This is a genomic window from Streptomyces sp. SID13726, from assembly GCF_010548375.1.
Classification (GTDB): domain Bacteria; phylum Actinomycetota; class Actinomycetes; order Streptomycetales; family Streptomycetaceae; genus Streptomyces.
This window is the reverse complement of record NZ_JAAGLY010000004.1, coordinates 130,751-146,347: the sequence shown is the minus strand read 5'-3', so window position 1 is coordinate 146,347 and position 15,597 is coordinate 130,751. Positions and strand designations below refer to the sequence as shown.

Genomic DNA, 15,597 nt, shown 5'->3' with positions numbered 1-15,597 from the left:
ACGTGCAAGATGATGAGATGCCTGACTGGGTGCGTCTGAGGGTTTCGGAATGGATGCGTTCCGATTCTTTGCCGGACTCGAGAATTAATGATGAAATCGAAGAGCAGATAAATCTTTGGATTGAAAATTTCGCCAATGACGCGGGAATGGGGAACAGGTTTTATTGTAGGACTGGTCTGCTCTTTTTCCCTTGGCTCGACTGTGAAGTAGGCGAAGATGGGTGGGCGCAGGAGCTTCGTGCAGCCATAGGGAACGACCTAGTTATCATCTCCCATGACAAGACGGCGGCGGTTGCTTTCTTTGAGGAAGAGTACGAGTACCTCGCATTCTCTGGAGTGCCCTTCAGGTAGGGCTATCCGGGCTGCCGCGTCCGTGCGGGGTTCTCCCGGGAATCTAAATAGGTCCGTTCTTGCGTAGATCGGTTCTTACTTGGATTACCGTCTTACTTCACCGCTTACTGCCTTCCGGACCGCGCGAAGCGGGGGTCGCCGTCAGTCTCCCCGCCGGAGAACTGGCGCAGAAAGCCATTGTTCGACGCTCCGAAAATGTCGCTCGAACAAGTGCGGAAATTCGTCGCGGAAGCTTACAAGTATGGATGATCAAAATCTGGGAAAGCTTCAAATCTACTCGGTGGAAGCGGTGCGTTTCGGGTCGGCTACGTGCATCGTTCGATGTGTTGGCGGAATCGTGAGAGCGGGACAGCGATTCAGCGTGGATCCTGCGGGCGATGATTCGGCAGTGGGCTCCCGGGTTCTGCTGGATTGGATCAATCGGTACGGCTCTCTGGTTCATTTTGTCGAACCGCCCCACAATGCGAAGGTGCATTTCATCGGCGAGGGAGCGTCTCTGCTCCGGGATGGATTGACGATTACGTTCGCGGAGTGAACGGGTTCGAACTGCAGATGGGGTGGACAAGACTCTCGCTTGCAGAACCGGCAACTCCGCAGCGTGAGACCGCGACACATGGAGTGTCGGGAGCGGCGGGCATGTCTCGGGCGAGGGCGTTGTCCTCGTGGTAGCTGAAGGGCTGGTTTTCGCGCCACTCGAACGACCCGCCGAAATGCACCTGTCGAGCCACCGGTTCGCGGTCCGCCTCGATGAGTTCGATCTCGGGGGTTGTTCTGCCTGTCGGAGAAGTCGCCCTACGCCGGTTTCCTCGCCATCAGATAGGCGCGGGACGGCTTCTCCTCGCCCAGAGGTTCCCTGAGTACGCGGACGATCACCTGGAAGCTCGCCTTGGACAGGGGCTCCGCCACTGCCTCCGGGGTGCGGAGGTAGTAGTCGAGGGAGATCTTGTGGCCGAAGCGTTCGTCGAGGTGTATGTGGGTGCCGCCGGGCTCGTACTGGAAGCCGATCAGGGCGTGGGCGCCGGGGGTCAGGACGCGGTGGAACTCTGAGAACGCCGTATCGAGCCGACGTGGAAGCGGAGGTCCGGGTGGGCTCTGCGGGCCAGTTCCACCATCCTCGGTGAGACGTCCACGCCGAACACCGGGATGCCGAGGGCGTGGAGCGCGGCGGTCACATGACCGGGTCCGCTGCCTACGTCCGCCACCGGGCCCGCGTCCTGCTCCTTCACCAACTCCGCGAAGCCGTTGATCTGGGCTCTGTCCAGCAGCGGGATGCCCGCCCAGTCGGAGAACCGCTCGGTGCGTCTCGGGGCGGCGGGCGCGGAGTTTCCCCAGCGGTCACCGGGCGGCACCACCTGGCGCTACCGCTACGACCCTCTGGGGCGCCGCACGGGCCAAACTCCGCCTGGCCGAGGACGGCGAGACCGTCGTCGAACGGATCGACTTCACCTGGGACGGCACCACCCTCTGCGAACAGACCACGACATCAAGATCTTGCGTACTGCCCCATCGAGGTGTGGGTCACGGAGCGCAGCCCAATCGGAGATGATGGCCTAGCCTCGCGCTTTCACCAGGCGGGCTGTCCGGCAGGCGGTCAGGAAAGCAGAAAGTGCCTCTGACCAGCAAGAATGAGGATTGTCTAGGTCCTTGTTCCTGCCACCGCCGGAGGCACTTCCCAGGTGAAGCACCCTATCGGGTCCTACCCCCGTGTCCGCGTCCAGGACGACGGCCGCCAGGTCGTCACCCAGGCCGGGTCGGTCCTGCTCGTCGAGACGGTCCGCAAGACGGGCCTTGGCCAGGCCGTATCCCAGGCTCTGGCTCCGTGGCGCAAACCGCGGGCCGTCCACGATCCCGGCAAGGCCCTCCTGGACGTTGCTCTGGCGGTCGCACTGGGCGGTGACTGCCTCGCGGACGTCGCGATGCTGCGGTGTGAGCCAGCCGTCTTCGGCCCGGTCGCCTCCGACCCGACGGTCTCCCGTCTGATCGACACCCTCGCCGCCTCCGGCGAGAAAGCCCTGCAGGCCATCCGGTCCGCACGGGCCGAAGTCCGGGGCCGTGTCTGGTTGTTGGCAGGCAAGAACGCCCCGGACACCGATGGACAGGTCACGGTCGACCTCGACGGCGTCCTCGTGATCGCGCACTCCGACAAGGAGGACGCGGCCGCGACCTGGAAGAAGACCTACGGCCATCACCCCTGACGGCCTTCGTCGACCACGGCCCGGGTGGAACCGGAGAGCCCGTCGCTGCCCTTCTGCGACCGGGGAACGCCGGCTCCAACACCGCTGCCGACCACATCACCACCGCCCAACTGGCCCTCGCCCAGCTGCCGAAGCACTACCGGCGAGGGCGGCAGACCCTGATCCGCACGGACTCCGCCGGCGGCACCCACGACTTCGTGTCCTGGCTCGCCAGGCGAGGCCGATGGCTGTCCTACTCCGTCGGCATGGTGATCACCGAAGCGATCCACGAACACGTGCTGAAGGTCCCTGCCTCAGCCTGGACCCCGGCCGTCGAGACCAACGGTGAGGCCCGTGACGGAGCCTGGATCGCCGAGCTCACCGGCAGGCTGCTGGACGGCTGGCCGAAGGGCATGCGGCTGATCGTCCGAAAGGAACGGCCCCACCCTGGGGCCCAGTTGAGGATCACGGACGCGGACGGCATGCGGATCACGTGCTTCGCGACCAACACCCCTGACCGGCCGATCGCCGCTCTCGAACTCCGTCACCGGCTGCGGGCCCGGGCCGAGGACCGGATCCGGGCCGCCCGGTCCACCGGGCTGCGCAACCTGCCCCTCCACCGGGCAGCTCAGAACAAGGTCTGGTTGGAGATCGTCCAGATCGCCCTTGACCTGCTCGCCTGGATGCCCATGCTCGCCCTCACCGGTACAGCCCGGCTCTGGGAACCTCGCCGACTGCGATTCCGCCTGTTCTCCGCGGCCGCCCAGTTGGCCACCACTGGCCGACGCAGGATCCTCCGCCTCACCCGGCACTGGCCCTGGACCGGCGAGATCACTACCGCCCTCGAACGACTCGCGCTCCTGCCCAACCCCGGCTGACCGGCAACCTTCCACCGTCCCAACAACATCACCCGCCCCGGGAAGTGGAACCCGGCGCCCACCCGACGCGACAACCGGGCCGCCGACCTGCCCATCGTCAACTCCAGGAAGCGCGAGGGTCCACCGACTCCGTCGGTGGACCCTCGCGAAAGATCGAGGCTAGTGACGTACTTCATGAACAACATCATGGGCGAGTCCGTCGATGAACCTGGCGCGGCGGTAATTCGCAAAATTCTGGCAGAACTGCAGAATGCGGATGGTGAGCATCTTGATGTGTCGCTGGTCCATGAGTCTGGCTGGTCTTTGAGTGTTTACCCGGACAAGAATCTGGTGTGGGAGAACGTCGATGATGGCCAGGCTCGGCAACGAGAAATCACTGCTGATACCTGGGAGGGTGTGGTCGTGGTTCTCTGGCAGTTGTCGCGCGGCGAAATCTGGAAACTCAATTCGATCGACTGGCGCGAGAGCTGAGAAATCTACAGATTCTGGACGGTGATTTTCTTAAGCCGGCTTCCTCGCCACCAGGTACGCCCGGGACAGTTTCTCCTCGCCGAGGGGCTCCCTGAGTATCTGGAGGATGACCTGGAAGCTCGCCTTGGACAGGGGCTCCGCCACTGCCTCCGGGGTGCGGAGGTAGTAGTCGAGGGAGATCTTGTGGCCGAAGCGTTCGTCGAGGTGCAGCTGGGCGCCGCCCGGCTCGTACTGGAAGCCGATCAGGGCGTGGGCGCCGGGGGCCAGGACGCGGTGGAACTCTGAGAAGGCCGTGGCGAGGTGGTCGTCGGGGACGTGGATGATCGAGTAGAGGGCCGTGATGCCGCCCAGCGTTTCCGACGGCAGGTCCAGCGATGTCATCGAGCCGACGTGGAAGCGGAGGTCCGGGTGGGCTCTGCGGGCCAGTTCCACCATCCTCGGGGAGACGTCCACGCCGAACACCGGGATGCCGAGGGCGTGGAGCGCGGCGGTCACGTGGCCCGGGCCGCTGCCGATGTCGGCCACCGGGCCCTTCGCCTGCTCCTTCACCAACTCCGCGAAACCCTTGATCTGCGCTCTGTCCAGCGTGGGGATGCCGGCCCAGTCCGAGAACTGCTCCGTGTAGGGCTCGGCGATCGTGTCGTACGCGGTTCGGGTGGCCCGTATGAAGTCGGGGGTCTCGGCGTTCACGGGCTGCACCCTAGCGGGGGGCTTCGGGTCGGCGGGGGTGAAGTCGGGGAGCACCGTGTGGAGTTTGCCTGGTGGTCATCGGGTGGGGGAGTGGGGGGACTTTAGGGCTTCGAGGAAGGTGGTGAAGGGGGTGGGGGGGAAGGTGAGGGTGGCCCTGGTGGGGACTTTCGAGTCGCGGATCGCTATGTGGGTGCGCAGGTTCGCTATCTCCACGCAGTCGTTGCCCTCGCCTCCACCGGAGAAGGACGACTTCTTCCACTGGGCGGGGGCGGTCATGGCGGTCCTCACAGTTCCTTGGCCAGCTGGTGGATGAGGTCGCGCGACTGTTCCGGAGGGAGCGACCCCTCCTTCACCCTACGGAAGAGCTTGCGGAAGTGCTCCAGTTGAGCCTCGGAGTCGAGGAAGGCCGTACCGTGCGGGGCGTCGCGAACCACGGTCTCCAGCCGGGGGACTTCCGCACCCAGGTGCACCAGAGCGCTTCCGGCTCCAGCGAAGTCGTCGACGGCGAAAGGGATGACCCGAACGGTGACGTGATCAGCCTCGGACATCTCCAGGATGCGGGCCAACTGGGTTCGCATCGCGGCACGTCCGGTCACCTTGATGCGCAGGGCCGCTTCGTGGATCACCGTCTCGTACGGCATGGGCTCGGGACCTTCGATGACGACCTTCCGCCTCATCCGGTGATCCACCCGCAGTCCCACCTCGCTGTCGGGGAACTCCGGGTTCATGTAGGCGAAGAGGGCCCGGGCGTAATCCTCCGTCTGGAAGAGCCCCGGCACGTGGATCACGGCTACGTCGTGGCGGAAAGCGGCGTGGTGATCCAGCTCTGCGAGGTCCAGGTAGGCGGCGGGGAGAGTCCCCCGGTACTCCTCCCACCAGCCCTGGGTTCGGTCGGTCGCCATCGCCACCAGGGCTTCGATCAACTCGCCTTCGGCGCAGGTGTAATTGGCCGCGATCCGGCGTAGGCGCTTTTCGCTCACGCCGGCCAGCCCGTACTCGATCTGGCTGATCTGTGCGGTGCTCACCCCGAGCAGGTCGGCGGCCTGGCGGTTCGTCAAGCCTGCTGCTTCGCGGAGCCTGCGCAGTTCGACCGCCAAGCGCAGCTGACGTGCAGTGGGCTCGCGCCTCAGCGCCATCGCGTACTCCTCCCAACGCGCCTGGCGGCGCGGCTCGTTCGGAGTCAGATTACGGGATCGGCTTGCGAAACCTAAACGCTAATCCCTACCGTCGGTGATGCAACGCACACTCTGCGGAAGTGCACCGCTTCGCCCTGCCGTGACGATTGCGGCGATGCCACCGCGTCCATCCCGTACGCCGAAACGGAGTTGCCGCATGCCCGAAAACGAACCCTGGGAGTACACGCTGTACATCCCCGACGACGTCCGCGCCGTGATCGTCGCCCGCCGGACCCTCCGGCTCATCCTGACGATGCACGGCCTGATCCGCCTCGTCGACACCGCGGAGCTCCTCGCGGCGGAGCTCGTCTCCAATGCCGTACGGCATACGAAGGGGTCGGCGGCGTTGCGGGTGCGGTGGGCGGTGGGGGTGTTGCGGATCGGGGCGTGGGACGCCGACCCCGAACCTCCCGAGCCTCCGGGGGAGTTGGGTCTTCTTGCGGACGTGGGAGCGGAGGAAGGGCGCGGGCTCGCGTTGGTCGAGGCCTGTGCCGATGTGTGGGGGTGGCAGCCGTCGGCCAGGGGTGGGAATCGGGGGAAGTTCGTGTGGTGCGAGCTGGGATCGGCCGGGTAGGTGAATCGTTCGTCGGGGGCTCTGAGCCCCTCGGGGGGTGGCGCCACCCCTTCGAGCACCCTGCGTCATGCCCCCGCATCCGGCCGTGACCGTTCCGGGACTCCGCCTCAACCCCGTCCCCGCACCGTTTCGACAGACGAACAGAAGCGCCTGCGGGGTGCGCGGCATGGTATGTGTGAGAAAAGAGGTTCCTACCCATCTCACATCACATCCATGCGTCGAGCGGCCAAATTTTCTTCCCCCGGCGGGTTGAAGTTTTGTTGATCGCGGGTCGGTTGGTCGCCCCGGCGTCCTACCCTTTAGAGGGTGAAGCAACTGATGTCACTGGAGTCCGAGGTCGATCTGCCCGGGGAAGCCGTGCTTCCCGGTGTGCTGAGCGACGCGCTGCACGCCGAACTCGTCCACTTCCGGCGTGACTTGCACATGCATCCGGAGCTGGGCAACCAGGAGTTCCGTACCACCGCGGCGATCAAGGAACGGCTTGAGAAGGCCGGGCTGAAGCCGCGTGTGCTCGCCGTCGGGACCGGGCTCGTGTGTGACATCGGGGAGTGGGACGGCGAGCGGCCCATGCTCGCCCTGCGTGCCGACATCGACGGGTTGCCCATCCCGGACACGAAGAGTGAGTGCTCGTATCGGTCGACCGTGCCCGACCGGGCGCATGCCTGCGGGCACGACGTCCACACGACCGTGGTGCTCGGTGCCGGGCTCGTGCTCGCCGAGCTCGACAGGAAGGGGCTGCTGCCCCGGCCCGTACGGCTGCTCTTCCAGCCCGCCGAGGAGGTGCTGCCCGGCGGTGCCGCCGACGCCATCGAGTGCGGGGTGCTGGAAGGGGTCGGGAAGATCCTCGCCGTGCACTGCGACCCCCGTGTCGACGCCGGCAGGATCGGGCTGCGGACCGGTGCCATCACCTCCGCCTGCGACCGGCTGGAGATCTCCCTGGACGGGCCCGGCGGGCACACCGCCCGGCCGCATCTCACCACCGACCTTGTCACCGCCGCCGCCCGCGTCGTCACCGACGTGCCCGCCATCGTCGGCCGGCGCGTCGACACCCGGGCCGGGCTCGCCGTGACCTGGGGGCGGATCGAGTCCGGGCACGCGCCCAACGTCATCCCGCAGCACGCCGAGCTCTCCGGCACCGTGCGCTGCCTCGACCTCGACACCTGGCGACAGGCCCCCGACATCGTCGTCGCCGCCATTGACGAGGTGGCGAATCTGCACCGGGCCAAGTCCGAGATCAACTACGTCCGCGGCGTCCCGCCCGTCGTCAACGACCCGGACATCACCGAGCTGATCCGCACCGCCATGACCGCCCGGCGCGGCGCCGACTCCGTCGAGGGCACCGAGCAGAGCCTCGGCGGCGAGGACTTCTCCTGGTACCTGGAGCACGTCCCCGGGGCCATGGCCCGCCTCGGGGTCCGCACCCCGGGCGAGCGGACCGTGCGCGACCTCCACCAGGGCGACTTCGACGCCGACGAGTCCGCCATCACCGTCGGGGTCGAGCTGTTCACCGCCGCCGCGCTTATCGACGGCGCCTGACACCCTCGTAGAAAAAGGAAAGGGGCATCCCCCGGGGTGCCCCTTTTCGCATGCCTTCGTCCGCTTGTGTCACCCGGGCGTAACGGTCGGCGCACGGTCGTAACCCGGTGTCGGCACGAATCGATAACGTCCACGAACAACCCCGTTCCCCTACCCTTCTACGCGCGTTACTGTGCGCCGAAATCACCGCCACGGGCGGCGACTTGGGGACGCGGGCCGGTGACGGTTGCCGTGGTGCGAAGGGGTGCGTGCTGTGCGTCAGACAACTCGGAAGACTCGAATATCCCGGAGGACCAGGTTCTCCCAAGTGGCAGTGGCCGTCTCGGTCATCGCGCTGGCGGCCGTGGGGTGCGGTGAGTCCAGCAAGGATGCCGGGACCAGCGACGCCTCGTCGTCGTCCGCGTCCGGCAAGTACTCCGGCAAGGGCATCGGCCTCGCGTACGACATCGGCGGCAAGGGCGACCAGTCCTTCAACGACGCCGCCTACGCCGGCTACGAGCAGGCGAACAAGGAATTCAAGATGGGCGGCACGGACATCGAGCCGCAGGACGGCGAGTCCGACGCCGACAAGACGCAGCGTCTGGAGCAGCTCGCCAAGGCCGGCTACAACCCGGTGATCGGCGTCGGCTACATCTACGCCGGGCCGATCAAGGAAGTCGCGGCCAAGTACCCGAACATCACCTTCGGCATCATCGACGACGAGACCGTCAAGGCCGCCAACGTCGCCGACATGGTCTTCTCCGAGGAGCAGGCCTCCTACCTCGCGGGCGTCGCCGCCGCCAAGGCCTCCAAGGCCAAGCACGTCGGCTTCATCGGCGGTGTGGACATCCCGCTCATCCACAAGTTCGGCGCGGGCTTCGAGCAGGGCGTCAAGTCCGTCGACCCGGCCATCAAGATCGAGTCGCAGTACCTGACCGAGACGCCCCAGGAGGGCGGCTTCTCCAGCCCCGACAAGGGCAAGGAGGCGGCCAGCGGCCAGATCGAGAAGGGCGCCGACGTCATCTACCACGCGGCCGGCCTGTCCGGTCAGGGCGTGATCTCCGAGGCCGCCAGCAAGAAGGTGTGGGCCATCGGCGTCGACTCCGACCAGTACAACCAGAGCGCGCTCGCCAAGTACAAGGACTACATCCTCGGCTCGGCCCTGAAGAACGTCGGCGGCGCCGTCTACGAGCTCGCCAAGTCCGTCCACGAGGGCAAGCCGCTCAACGGCACCGTGCGCGGCACGCTGAAGACCGGCGGGGTCGGATTCGCCGACTCCAACCCGAAGTACAAGGCGATGACGGACGTCGTCGCGGCCGTCGACAAGGCCAAGCAGGACATCGTCGACGGCAAGGTCACGGTCAAGACCTCGTAACAACCGGAGGGCCCCGGACGGCGGTCTCCATACGCCCTACCGGGCATCGTTACAGCTCGTGCGCCCCTTGCCTCCCGCAAGGGGCGCACCACTGTCCTTACTCTGTTCTACAACTGTGGCCACAGCTCGATAACGGACCGGACAGATGGGGTTTTCCGTCTGGTCTACGCGCGTTACGCTGCGGCGGAACCAGCGCCTGGTTTGGGCGCTTGCACAAAGGAGTCTCGTTCCATGCGCCGGGTGTCCCGTATCGCGGTTGCAGGCGTTGCAACCGCAGCTCTTGCCGTGACTGTTTCCGCATGCGGAAGCTCGTCCTCCTCCTCTTCGTCCTCCTCCAGCAACAAGGACCTGGGCCTCGCCCTGGCCTACGACGTCGGCGGCAAGGGCGACCAGTCCTTCAACGACGCCGCCACCGCCGGCCTGGACAAGGCCGACAAGGAGTTCGGCTACAAGTCCACCGCGGTCGAGCCGCAGGACGGCGAGTCCGACGCGGACAAGACGCAGCGCCTGGAGACCCTGGCCAAGCAGGGTTACAACCCGGTGATCGGCGTCGGCTTCGCCTACGCGCCGGCCGTCAAGGAGGTCGCGGCCAAGTACCCGAAGACCACCTTCGGCATCGTCGACGACAACTCCTTCACCGCGAAGAACGTCGCCAACCTCGTCTTCCACGAGGAGCAGGCCTCCTACCTCGCCGGTGTCGCGGCCGCCAAGGCCACCAAGTCCAACACCGTCGGCTTCATCGGCGGCGTGGACGTCCCGCTGATCCACAAGTTCGAGGCGGGCTTCAAGCAGGGCGTCCAGGACACCAAGAAGGGCGTCTCGGTCAAGTCGCAGTACCTGACCGAGACCGCCGCCGAGGGTGGCTTCTCCAGCCCCGACAAGGGTGAGAGTGCCGCCGAGGGTCAGATCGACGCCGGTGCGGACGTCGTCTACGCCGCCGCCGGCCTCTCCGGCCAGGGCGTCATCAAGGCCGCCTCGGCACACAAGATCTGGGCGATCGGCGTCGACTCCGACCAGTACAAGCAGGACGCGCTGGCCAAGTACAAGGACTCGATCCTCACCTCGGCCATGAAGAACGTCGAGGGCGCGGTCTACACGCTCGCCAAGTCGGTCCACGACGGCAAGCCGGAGACCGGCGAGATCCGCGGCAGCCTCGCCAACGGCGGCGTGAGCCTCTCCGACTCCAACCCGAAGTTCGCCGCCGACACCGCCATCCAGGACGCGGTGAAGAAGGCCGAAGAGGGCATCAAGGCCGGCACCATCACGGTGAAGACCTCCTGACCCTTCGGGGAGACCTCCCAGTCCTCCGGTGAGACCTTCCGGCCTCCCGGTCGGGGAAACCTGACCGGGGGCCGGGGGACCGGGAGTAACGGGAACAGCAGGAACAGCGGGAGCAACGGGAACAGCAGGAACTGTGGAAGCGGTGGGGACGGCGGGAACGCCGGGCAGCTGAGCACACCGGCCCGCCGGGAAGCCCGGAGCACCGGAACCCCCACTGCCGCAACACGGCACGGCCCACCCACGCCGAGCAGCCCCCGACCCACGGCGCGACGCACCGGCACCACCCACCGGCACGACGCACCGCACACAGCCCTAGAGGCCGTGGCCAAAAAGACGCTGTAATGGCAGCGTCACGGCCACGGAACGGGGTGCGGACAGGATCGGCCCCGGTACCGGTCCCGCCCGCCGGGGCAGCGGCCGGTGCGCCAAGCTCGTGGACCGCGAGTGGACTGTGAGCGGACTGTGAACAGGGACGTGCCGGGCCCCGCCCGGACCGTCCGCCGGGTGGACGGAGCGAGTGCGGTGCCTGCTGCCGCCCGCACCCCGTCCGCGCGGCAGAATGCTCGGAACGGATCGGCTCTCTGAAAAGAACCGGTCAGATCCGGGCACTATTTAAAGCAGGGGCGCTACGCGCGTAGATGGCCCCTTTCCCAAGGAGAGTGCGCCATCGACGCGACCAGCAGCCCTCCGCTCACCGATCGGTCGACGATCGCGGTCGAGTTGGCGGGGATCACCAAGCGGTTCCCGGGTGTCGTCGCCAACCACGACATCCATCTGACGGTCAAGAAGGGCACCGTGCACGCCCTCGTCGGCGAGAACGGCGCCGGCAAGTCGACCCTGATGAAGATCCTCTACGGCATGCAGAAGCCGGACGAGGGCACCATCGCGGTCGCCGGTGAGCAGGTCACCTTCTCCAGCCCCGCCGACGCCATCGCCCGCGGCATCGGCATGGTCCACCAGCACTTCATGCTGGCCGACAACCTCACCGTGCTGGAGAACGTCGTCCTGGGCAGCGAGAAGCTGCACGGCATCGGCGGCGGCGCCCGCAAGAAGATCAAGGAGATCTCCGAGCGCTACGGCCTCGGCGTCCGCCCCGACGCCCTGGTCGAGGACCTCGGGGTCGCCGAGCGCCAGCGCGTGGAGATCCTCAAGGTCCTCTACCGCGGCGCCGACACCCTGATCCTCGACGAGCCCACCGCGGTCCTCGTGCCCCAGGAGGTCGACGCGCTCTTCGACAACCTGCGCGAGCTCAAGTCCCAGGGCCTCGCCGTCATCTTCATCTCGCACAAACTCGGCGAGGTCCTCTCCGTCGCCGACGAGATCACCGTCATCCGCCGCGGCACGACGGTCGGCACCGCCGTACCCGCCGAGACGACCCCGCGCCAGCTCGCCGAGATGATGGTCGGCAGCGAACTGCCCACCCCGGAGACCGCCGAGTCCACGGTCACCGACCAGCCCGTCATCACGGTCGAGAACCTCACCGTGTACGCGTCCGGCGGCGCCTCCCTGGGCGTGGAGGCCGAGCCCGCGGGCGGTATCGGCCTCGCCACCGAGGGCGGCCAGGTCAAGAAGGCCCTCGACGACGTCACCTTCACCATCCACGCCGGTGAGGTCATGGGTATCGCCGGAGTCGAGGGCAACGGCCAGACCGAGCTCATCGACGCCCTGATCGGCACGAAGAACGCCGACTCGGGCACGATCACCTTCCTCGGCGAGGACATCACCCCCTGGGCCACCCGCAAGCGCCGTGAGCAGGGCGTCGGCTACATCCCCGAGGACCGCCACCGCCAGGGCCTGCTCCTGGAGGCCCCCCTCTGGGAGAACCGCATCCTCGGCCATGTCACCGAGGCGCCCAACGCCAAGGGCTTCTGGCTGAACCCCAAGGGCGCCCAGGACGACACGCGCAGGATCGTCCAGGAGTACGACGTCCGCACCCCCGGCATCGACGTCACGGCCGCCTCCCTCTCCGGCGGCAACCAGCAGAAGCTGATCGTCGGCCGCGAGATGAGCCACAACCCGAAGTTCCTGATCGCCGCCCATCCCACCCGCGGTGTGGACGTCGGCGCGCAGGCCCAGATCTGGGACCGGATCAGGGAGGCCCGCCGCGAGGGTCTCGCCGTACTCCTGATCTCCGCGGACCTGGACGAGCTGATCGGTCTGTCGGACACCCTGCGGGTGATCTTCGACGGCAGGCTGGTCGCCGACGCCGACCCCGCCACCATCACACCGGAGGAGCTGGGCTCGGCCATGACGGGTGCCGCCACCGGACACCTTGAGCACACCGAGGAAGCAAGCGCCCCGGAGGACGAGGCCCGATGAAGAAGTTCGACAAGGAGCGTGCGCTCCTCGCGGTGGCCGGCCCGGCCATCGCGCTCGTCGCGGCGATCCTGCTGACCTCGGTCGTGCTGATCGCCTCCGGCAAGAACCCGATCGAGCCGTACCGGCTGATGATCGAGCAGGCCGGGTTCTCCGACGTCCAGGTGCTGATCGTCAACCAGGCGTCGATGTACTACATCGCCGCCCTCGCGGTCGCCCTCGGCTTCCGGATGAACCTCTTCAACATCGGCGTCGACGGCCAGTACCGCCTCGGCGCGTTCATGACCGCCGTGGTCGGCGCCCATGTCGCCCTGCCGTCCTTCCTCCAGATCCCGATGCTGCTCCTCGTCGGCGCCCTCACCGGCGCGATGTGGGCCGGTGTCGCGGGCGTCCTGAAGGTCACCCGGGGCGTCAGCGAGGTCGTCGCGACGATCATGCTGAACGCGATCGCCACCAGCGTCATCGGCTACCTCAGCCTCCGCGACAACTTCGGCGTCCTGGTCGGCGACAACGTCACCACCGGCGTGATGAAGGACTCCGGCTGGGTCCCCGGCATCAACCTCGGCGCGGACGTCGGCGAGATCTACGGCCTGGTCTTCCTCGCCGTCGCCGTCGGCATCGCCTACTGGGTCGTCCTCAACCGCACCCGCTTCGGCTTCGACCTGCGCGCCACCGGCGAGTCCGAGACCGCCGCCGCGGCCTCCGGTGTCAACGCCAAGCGCATGGTCCTCACCGCGATGCTGATCTCCGGCGCGGTCGCCGGCATCTCCGGCCTGCCGCTGCTCCTCGGCGACGCCCACACCTACAGCCTGAGCTTCCCGGCCGGCCTCGGCTTCACCGCCATCGGCATCGCCCTGCTCGGCCGCAACAACCCCGGCGGCATCGCGCTCGCCGCCCTGCTCTGGGCCTTCCTCGACAAGGCCTCGCCCGCTCTCGACTACGCGATCCCGACGCCGTACGAGAAGGAGATCGCGACGATCATGCAGGGCCTGATCGTCTTCGCGGTCGTCATCTCCTACGAGGCCGTACGCCAGTGGGGTCTGCGCCGCCAGCAGAAGCGTGTCGGCGAGGAGCTCGCCGCCGCTGCCGCCCAGAACGTCAAGAAGGAGGTGGCTGCCTGATGTCCACCGCGACCACTGCCAAGCCGCAGGCGAAGCAGCCCGCCAAGGGCGGCCGCCGCCTCTCCCTGCCGGTGCTCCTGCTGATCATCGCGGGCGTGCTGGTCCTCACCTCGGTCGTCCGTCTCATCTCCGGCGCCGACGGCATCACCTCCACCGGCCAGATGTCCACCGCGCTGCGCCTCGCCGTGCCGATCGGCCTCGCCGGCCTCGGCGGTCTGTGGGCCGAGCGCGCGGGCGTCGTCAACATCGGCCTCGAAGGCATGATGATCCTCGGCACCTGGTTCGGCGCCTGGGCCGGCTACCAGTGGGGCCCCTGGACCGGTGTCGTCTTCGGCATCATCGGCGGCGCGCTGGGCGCCGTACTGCACGCGATCGCCACGGTGACCTTCAACGTCAACCACATCGTCTCCGGTGTGGCGCTGAACATCCTCGCCCTCGGCACCACCCGCTACCTGTCGAAGTTCACCTTCGAGGACGCCCCGCAGGGCTCCTCCAAGCAGTCCCCGCCGATCGACTCGCTGGGCACCTTCGACGTCCCGGGCCTGTCCGGCTGGCTGGAGACCCTCAACGACAAGCACTGGTTCCTGGTCTCCGACCTCGCCGGGCTCGTCGGCGGTCTGATCACCGACCTGTCGCCGCTGACCGTCGTCGCCGTGGCCCTCGTACCCGCCACCTGGTACGTCCTGTGGCGCACGTCCTTCGGCCTGCGGCTGCGCTCCTGCGGCGAGAACCCGGTCGCGGCCGAGTCGCTCGGCGTCAACGTCTACAAGTACAAGTACATCGCCGTGATCATCAGCGGTGGCTTCGCGGGCCTCGGCGGCGCGTTCCTGTCGATCGTCGCCTCGAACGTCTACCTCGACGGCCAGACCGCCGGCCGCGGTTACATCGGTCTCGCCGCGATGATCTTCGGCAACTGGATGCCGGGCGGACTCGCCCTCGGCGCGGGCCTGTTCGGCTACACCGACAGCCTCAACCTGCGCGGCGGCACCACCAACGTGCACGCGCTGATCCTGCTGCTCGCGATCCTGCTCGTGGCGGGCGCGGCCTACCTGGCCTGGCAGAAGAAGTACGTCCCGACGGCCATCACGCTCGTCATCTCGGCCGTGATGTTCTTCTGGTACACCAGCACCGACGAGGTCCCGCGCCAGGTCGTCTCCGCCGCCCCCTACATCGTCACCCTGCTGGTGCTGTCGTTCTCCGCGCAGCGCCTGCGGATGCCGAAGGCGGACGGCATGCCGTACCGGAAGGGACAGGGCAAGTGACCTCCCCGGCCACCGTCGACTGGGAGGCGCTGCGGGCCGCGGCACGGGACGCGATGTCCCGGGCCTACGCCCCGTACTCCGGCTACCCGGTCGGCGTGGCCGCCCTGGTCGACGACGGCCGTACGATCACCGGCTGCAACGTCGAGAACGCCTCCTACGGCCTCGGCCTGTGCGCCGAGTGCGGTCTGGTCTCGGAGCTGCGGAACACGGGCGGCGGCCGCCTCACGCACTTCACCTGCGTGGACGGCCGGGGCGAGGTGCTCGTCCCGTGCGGCCGCTGCCGGCAGCTGCTGTACGAGTTCGGCGGCGCCGATCTCCTCCTGGAGACCCCGGCGGGTGTGCTGCCGCTCTCGGAGATGCTCCCGCAGGCCTTCGGGCCGGAGCACCTCACCAAGTAATTCTCGGAAGGAAAGCC

Annotated in this window: 15 protein-coding genes and 1 pseudogene; 12 read left to right on the top strand and 4 right to left on the bottom strand. The window is 67.5% G+C overall.

The features are described 5' to 3' along the window. Positions 1–17 precede the first annotated feature (17 nt). Positions 18–350: a hypothetical protein gene (locus G3I78_RS11940; RefSeq protein WP_164423366.1), complete on the top strand. Its 333-nt coding sequence runs from the start codon at positions 18–20 to the stop codon at positions 348–350. Positions 351–1,375: 1,025 nt separating this feature from the next. On the opposite strand, the gene G3I78_RS53180 is transcribed toward G3I78_RS11940, so the two are convergent. Continuing rightward, positions 1,376–1,699 (bottom strand): class I SAM-dependent methyltransferase, encoded by a 324-nt coding sequence (locus tag G3I78_RS53180; protein WP_343243724.1) that lies wholly within the window; start codon positions 1,697–1,699, stop codon positions 1,376–1,378. Between G3I78_RS53180 and G3I78_RS11930 the strand changes: the two genes are divergently transcribed. The 3 genes and pseudogenes from G3I78_RS11930 (at position 1,620) to G3I78_RS11920 (ending at position 3,873) form a co-directional block, all read left to right on the top strand. Then, on the top strand, positions 1,620–1,904 hold the full coding sequence (locus tag G3I78_RS11930; RefSeq protein ID WP_239157775.1) for an RHS repeat domain-containing protein: 285 nt from the start codon (positions 1,620–1,622) through the stop codon (positions 1,902–1,904). The two genes, G3I78_RS53180 and G3I78_RS11930, sit on opposite strands and share 80 nt — an antisense overlap. Before the next feature lie 122 nt (positions 1,905–2,026). Continuing rightward, positions 2,027–3,402, top strand: a pseudogene (locus tag G3I78_RS11925) (IS1380 family transposase). Between the two features lie 174 nt (positions 3,403–3,576). Continuing rightward, positions 3,577–3,873: a hypothetical protein gene (locus G3I78_RS11920; protein WP_164423364.1), complete on the top strand. Its 297-nt coding sequence runs from the start codon at positions 3,577–3,579 to the stop codon at positions 3,871–3,873. Positions 3,874–3,903: 30 nt separating this feature from the next. On the opposite strand, the gene G3I78_RS11915 is transcribed toward G3I78_RS11920, so the two are convergent. From G3I78_RS11915 to G3I78_RS11905, 3 genes are all read right to left on the bottom strand, one after another. Further along, positions 3,904–4,563, bottom strand: coding sequence for a class I SAM-dependent methyltransferase (locus G3I78_RS11915; protein WP_164423362.1), 660 nt, complete (start codon positions 4,561–4,563; stop codon positions 3,904–3,906). A 75-nt stretch (positions 4,564–4,638) separates the two neighbouring features. Continuing rightward, complete coding sequence (locus G3I78_RS11910; protein WP_164423360.1) at positions 4,639–4,839, bottom strand: DUF397 domain-containing protein; 201 nt, start codon at positions 4,837–4,839, stop codon at positions 4,639–4,641. Between the two features lie 8 nt (positions 4,840–4,847). After that, the gene (locus G3I78_RS11905) at positions 4,848–5,699 is read right to left on the bottom strand and encodes a helix-turn-helix transcriptional regulator (protein WP_164423357.1); all 852 of its coding nucleotides are present in this window, start codon (positions 5,697–5,699) and stop codon (positions 4,848–4,850) included. Between the two features lie 196 nt (positions 5,700–5,895). On the opposite strand from G3I78_RS11905, the gene G3I78_RS11900 reads away from it, so the two are divergent. From G3I78_RS11900 to G3I78_RS51905, 8 genes are all read left to right on the top strand, one after another. Further along, the gene (locus G3I78_RS11900) at positions 5,896–6,312 is read left to right on the top strand and encodes an ATP-binding protein (protein ID WP_164423354.1); all 417 of its coding nucleotides are present in this window, start codon (positions 5,896–5,898) and stop codon (positions 6,310–6,312) included. 318 nt (positions 6,313–6,630) lie between these two features. Next, positions 6,631–7,848, top strand: a complete 1,218-nt coding sequence (locus tag G3I78_RS11895; RefSeq protein WP_164424155.1) for a M20 family metallopeptidase — start codon at positions 6,631–6,633, stop codon at positions 7,846–7,848. A 313-nt stretch (positions 7,849–8,161) separates the two neighbouring features. Further along, positions 8,162–9,202, top strand: coding sequence for a BMP family ABC transporter substrate-binding protein (locus G3I78_RS11890; RefSeq protein ID WP_343243744.1), 1,041 nt, complete (start codon positions 8,162–8,164; stop codon positions 9,200–9,202). 231 nt (positions 9,203–9,433) lie between these two features. Continuing rightward, the gene (locus G3I78_RS11885) at positions 9,434–10,483 is read left to right on the top strand and encodes a BMP family ABC transporter substrate-binding protein (protein ID WP_164423351.1); all 1,050 of its coding nucleotides are present in this window, start codon (positions 9,434–9,436) and stop codon (positions 10,481–10,483) included. 708 nt (positions 10,484–11,191) lie between these two features. Then, complete coding sequence (locus G3I78_RS11880) at positions 11,192–12,802, top strand: ABC transporter ATP-binding protein (RefSeq protein WP_343243743.1); 1,611 nt, start codon at positions 11,192–11,194, stop codon at positions 12,800–12,802. Then, positions 12,799–13,920 carry an ABC transporter permease gene (locus G3I78_RS11875; protein ID WP_164423349.1) on the top strand — a complete coding sequence of 374 codons (1,122 nt, stop codon included), beginning with the start codon at positions 12,799–12,801 and terminating at the stop codon, positions 13,918–13,920. Before G3I78_RS11880 ends, G3I78_RS11875 begins: the two co-directional genes overlap by 4 nt. Next, positions 13,920–15,182, top strand: coding sequence for an ABC transporter permease (locus G3I78_RS51910; protein WP_164423345.1), 1,263 nt, complete (start codon positions 13,920–13,922; stop codon positions 15,180–15,182). The genes G3I78_RS11875 and G3I78_RS51910 overlap by 1 nt, the downstream gene beginning before the upstream one ends. Continuing rightward, the gene (locus tag G3I78_RS51905; protein ID WP_164423342.1) at positions 15,179–15,580 is read left to right on the top strand and encodes a cytidine deaminase; all 402 of its coding nucleotides are present in this window, start codon (positions 15,179–15,181) and stop codon (positions 15,578–15,580) included. Before G3I78_RS51910 ends, G3I78_RS51905 begins: the two co-directional genes overlap by 4 nt. Positions 15,581–15,597: the final 17 nt, after the last annotated feature.

Bases quoted from the DNA above. Each gene is read 5' to 3' on its own strand.
- G3I78_RS11940 (WP_164423366.1), top strand. From the start codon at position 18: ATGCCTGACTGGGTGCGTCTGAGGGTTTCGGAATGGATGCGTTCCGAT.
- G3I78_RS11930 (WP_239157775.1), top strand. From the start codon at position 1,620: ATGCCCGCCCAGTCGGAGAACCGCTCGGTGCGTCTCGGGGCGGCGGGC.
- G3I78_RS11920 (WP_164423364.1), top strand. From the start codon at position 3,577: ATGAACAACATCATGGGCGAGTCCGTCGATGAACCTGGCGCGGCGGTA.
- G3I78_RS11910 (WP_164423360.1), bottom strand. From the start codon at position 4,839: ATGACCGCCCCCGCCCAGTGGAAGAAGTCGTCCTTCTCCGGTGGAGGC.
- G3I78_RS11905 (WP_164423357.1), bottom strand. From the start codon at position 5,699: ATGGCGCTGAGGCGCGAGCCCACTGCACGTCAGCTGCGCTTGGCGGTC.
- G3I78_RS11900 (WP_164423354.1), top strand. From the start codon at position 5,896: ATGCCCGAAAACGAACCCTGGGAGTACACGCTGTACATCCCCGACGAC.
- G3I78_RS11895 (WP_164424155.1), top strand. From the start codon at position 6,631: ATGTCACTGGAGTCCGAGGTCGATCTGCCCGGGGAAGCCGTGCTTCCC.
- G3I78_RS11885 (WP_164423351.1), top strand. From the start codon at position 9,434: ATGCGCCGGGTGTCCCGTATCGCGGTTGCAGGCGTTGCAACCGCAGCT.
- G3I78_RS11875 (WP_164423349.1), top strand. From the start codon at position 12,799: ATGAAGAAGTTCGACAAGGAGCGTGCGCTCCTCGCGGTGGCCGGCCCG.
- G3I78_RS51910 (WP_164423345.1), top strand. From the start codon at position 13,920: ATGTCCACCGCGACCACTGCCAAGCCGCAGGCGAAGCAGCCCGCCAAG.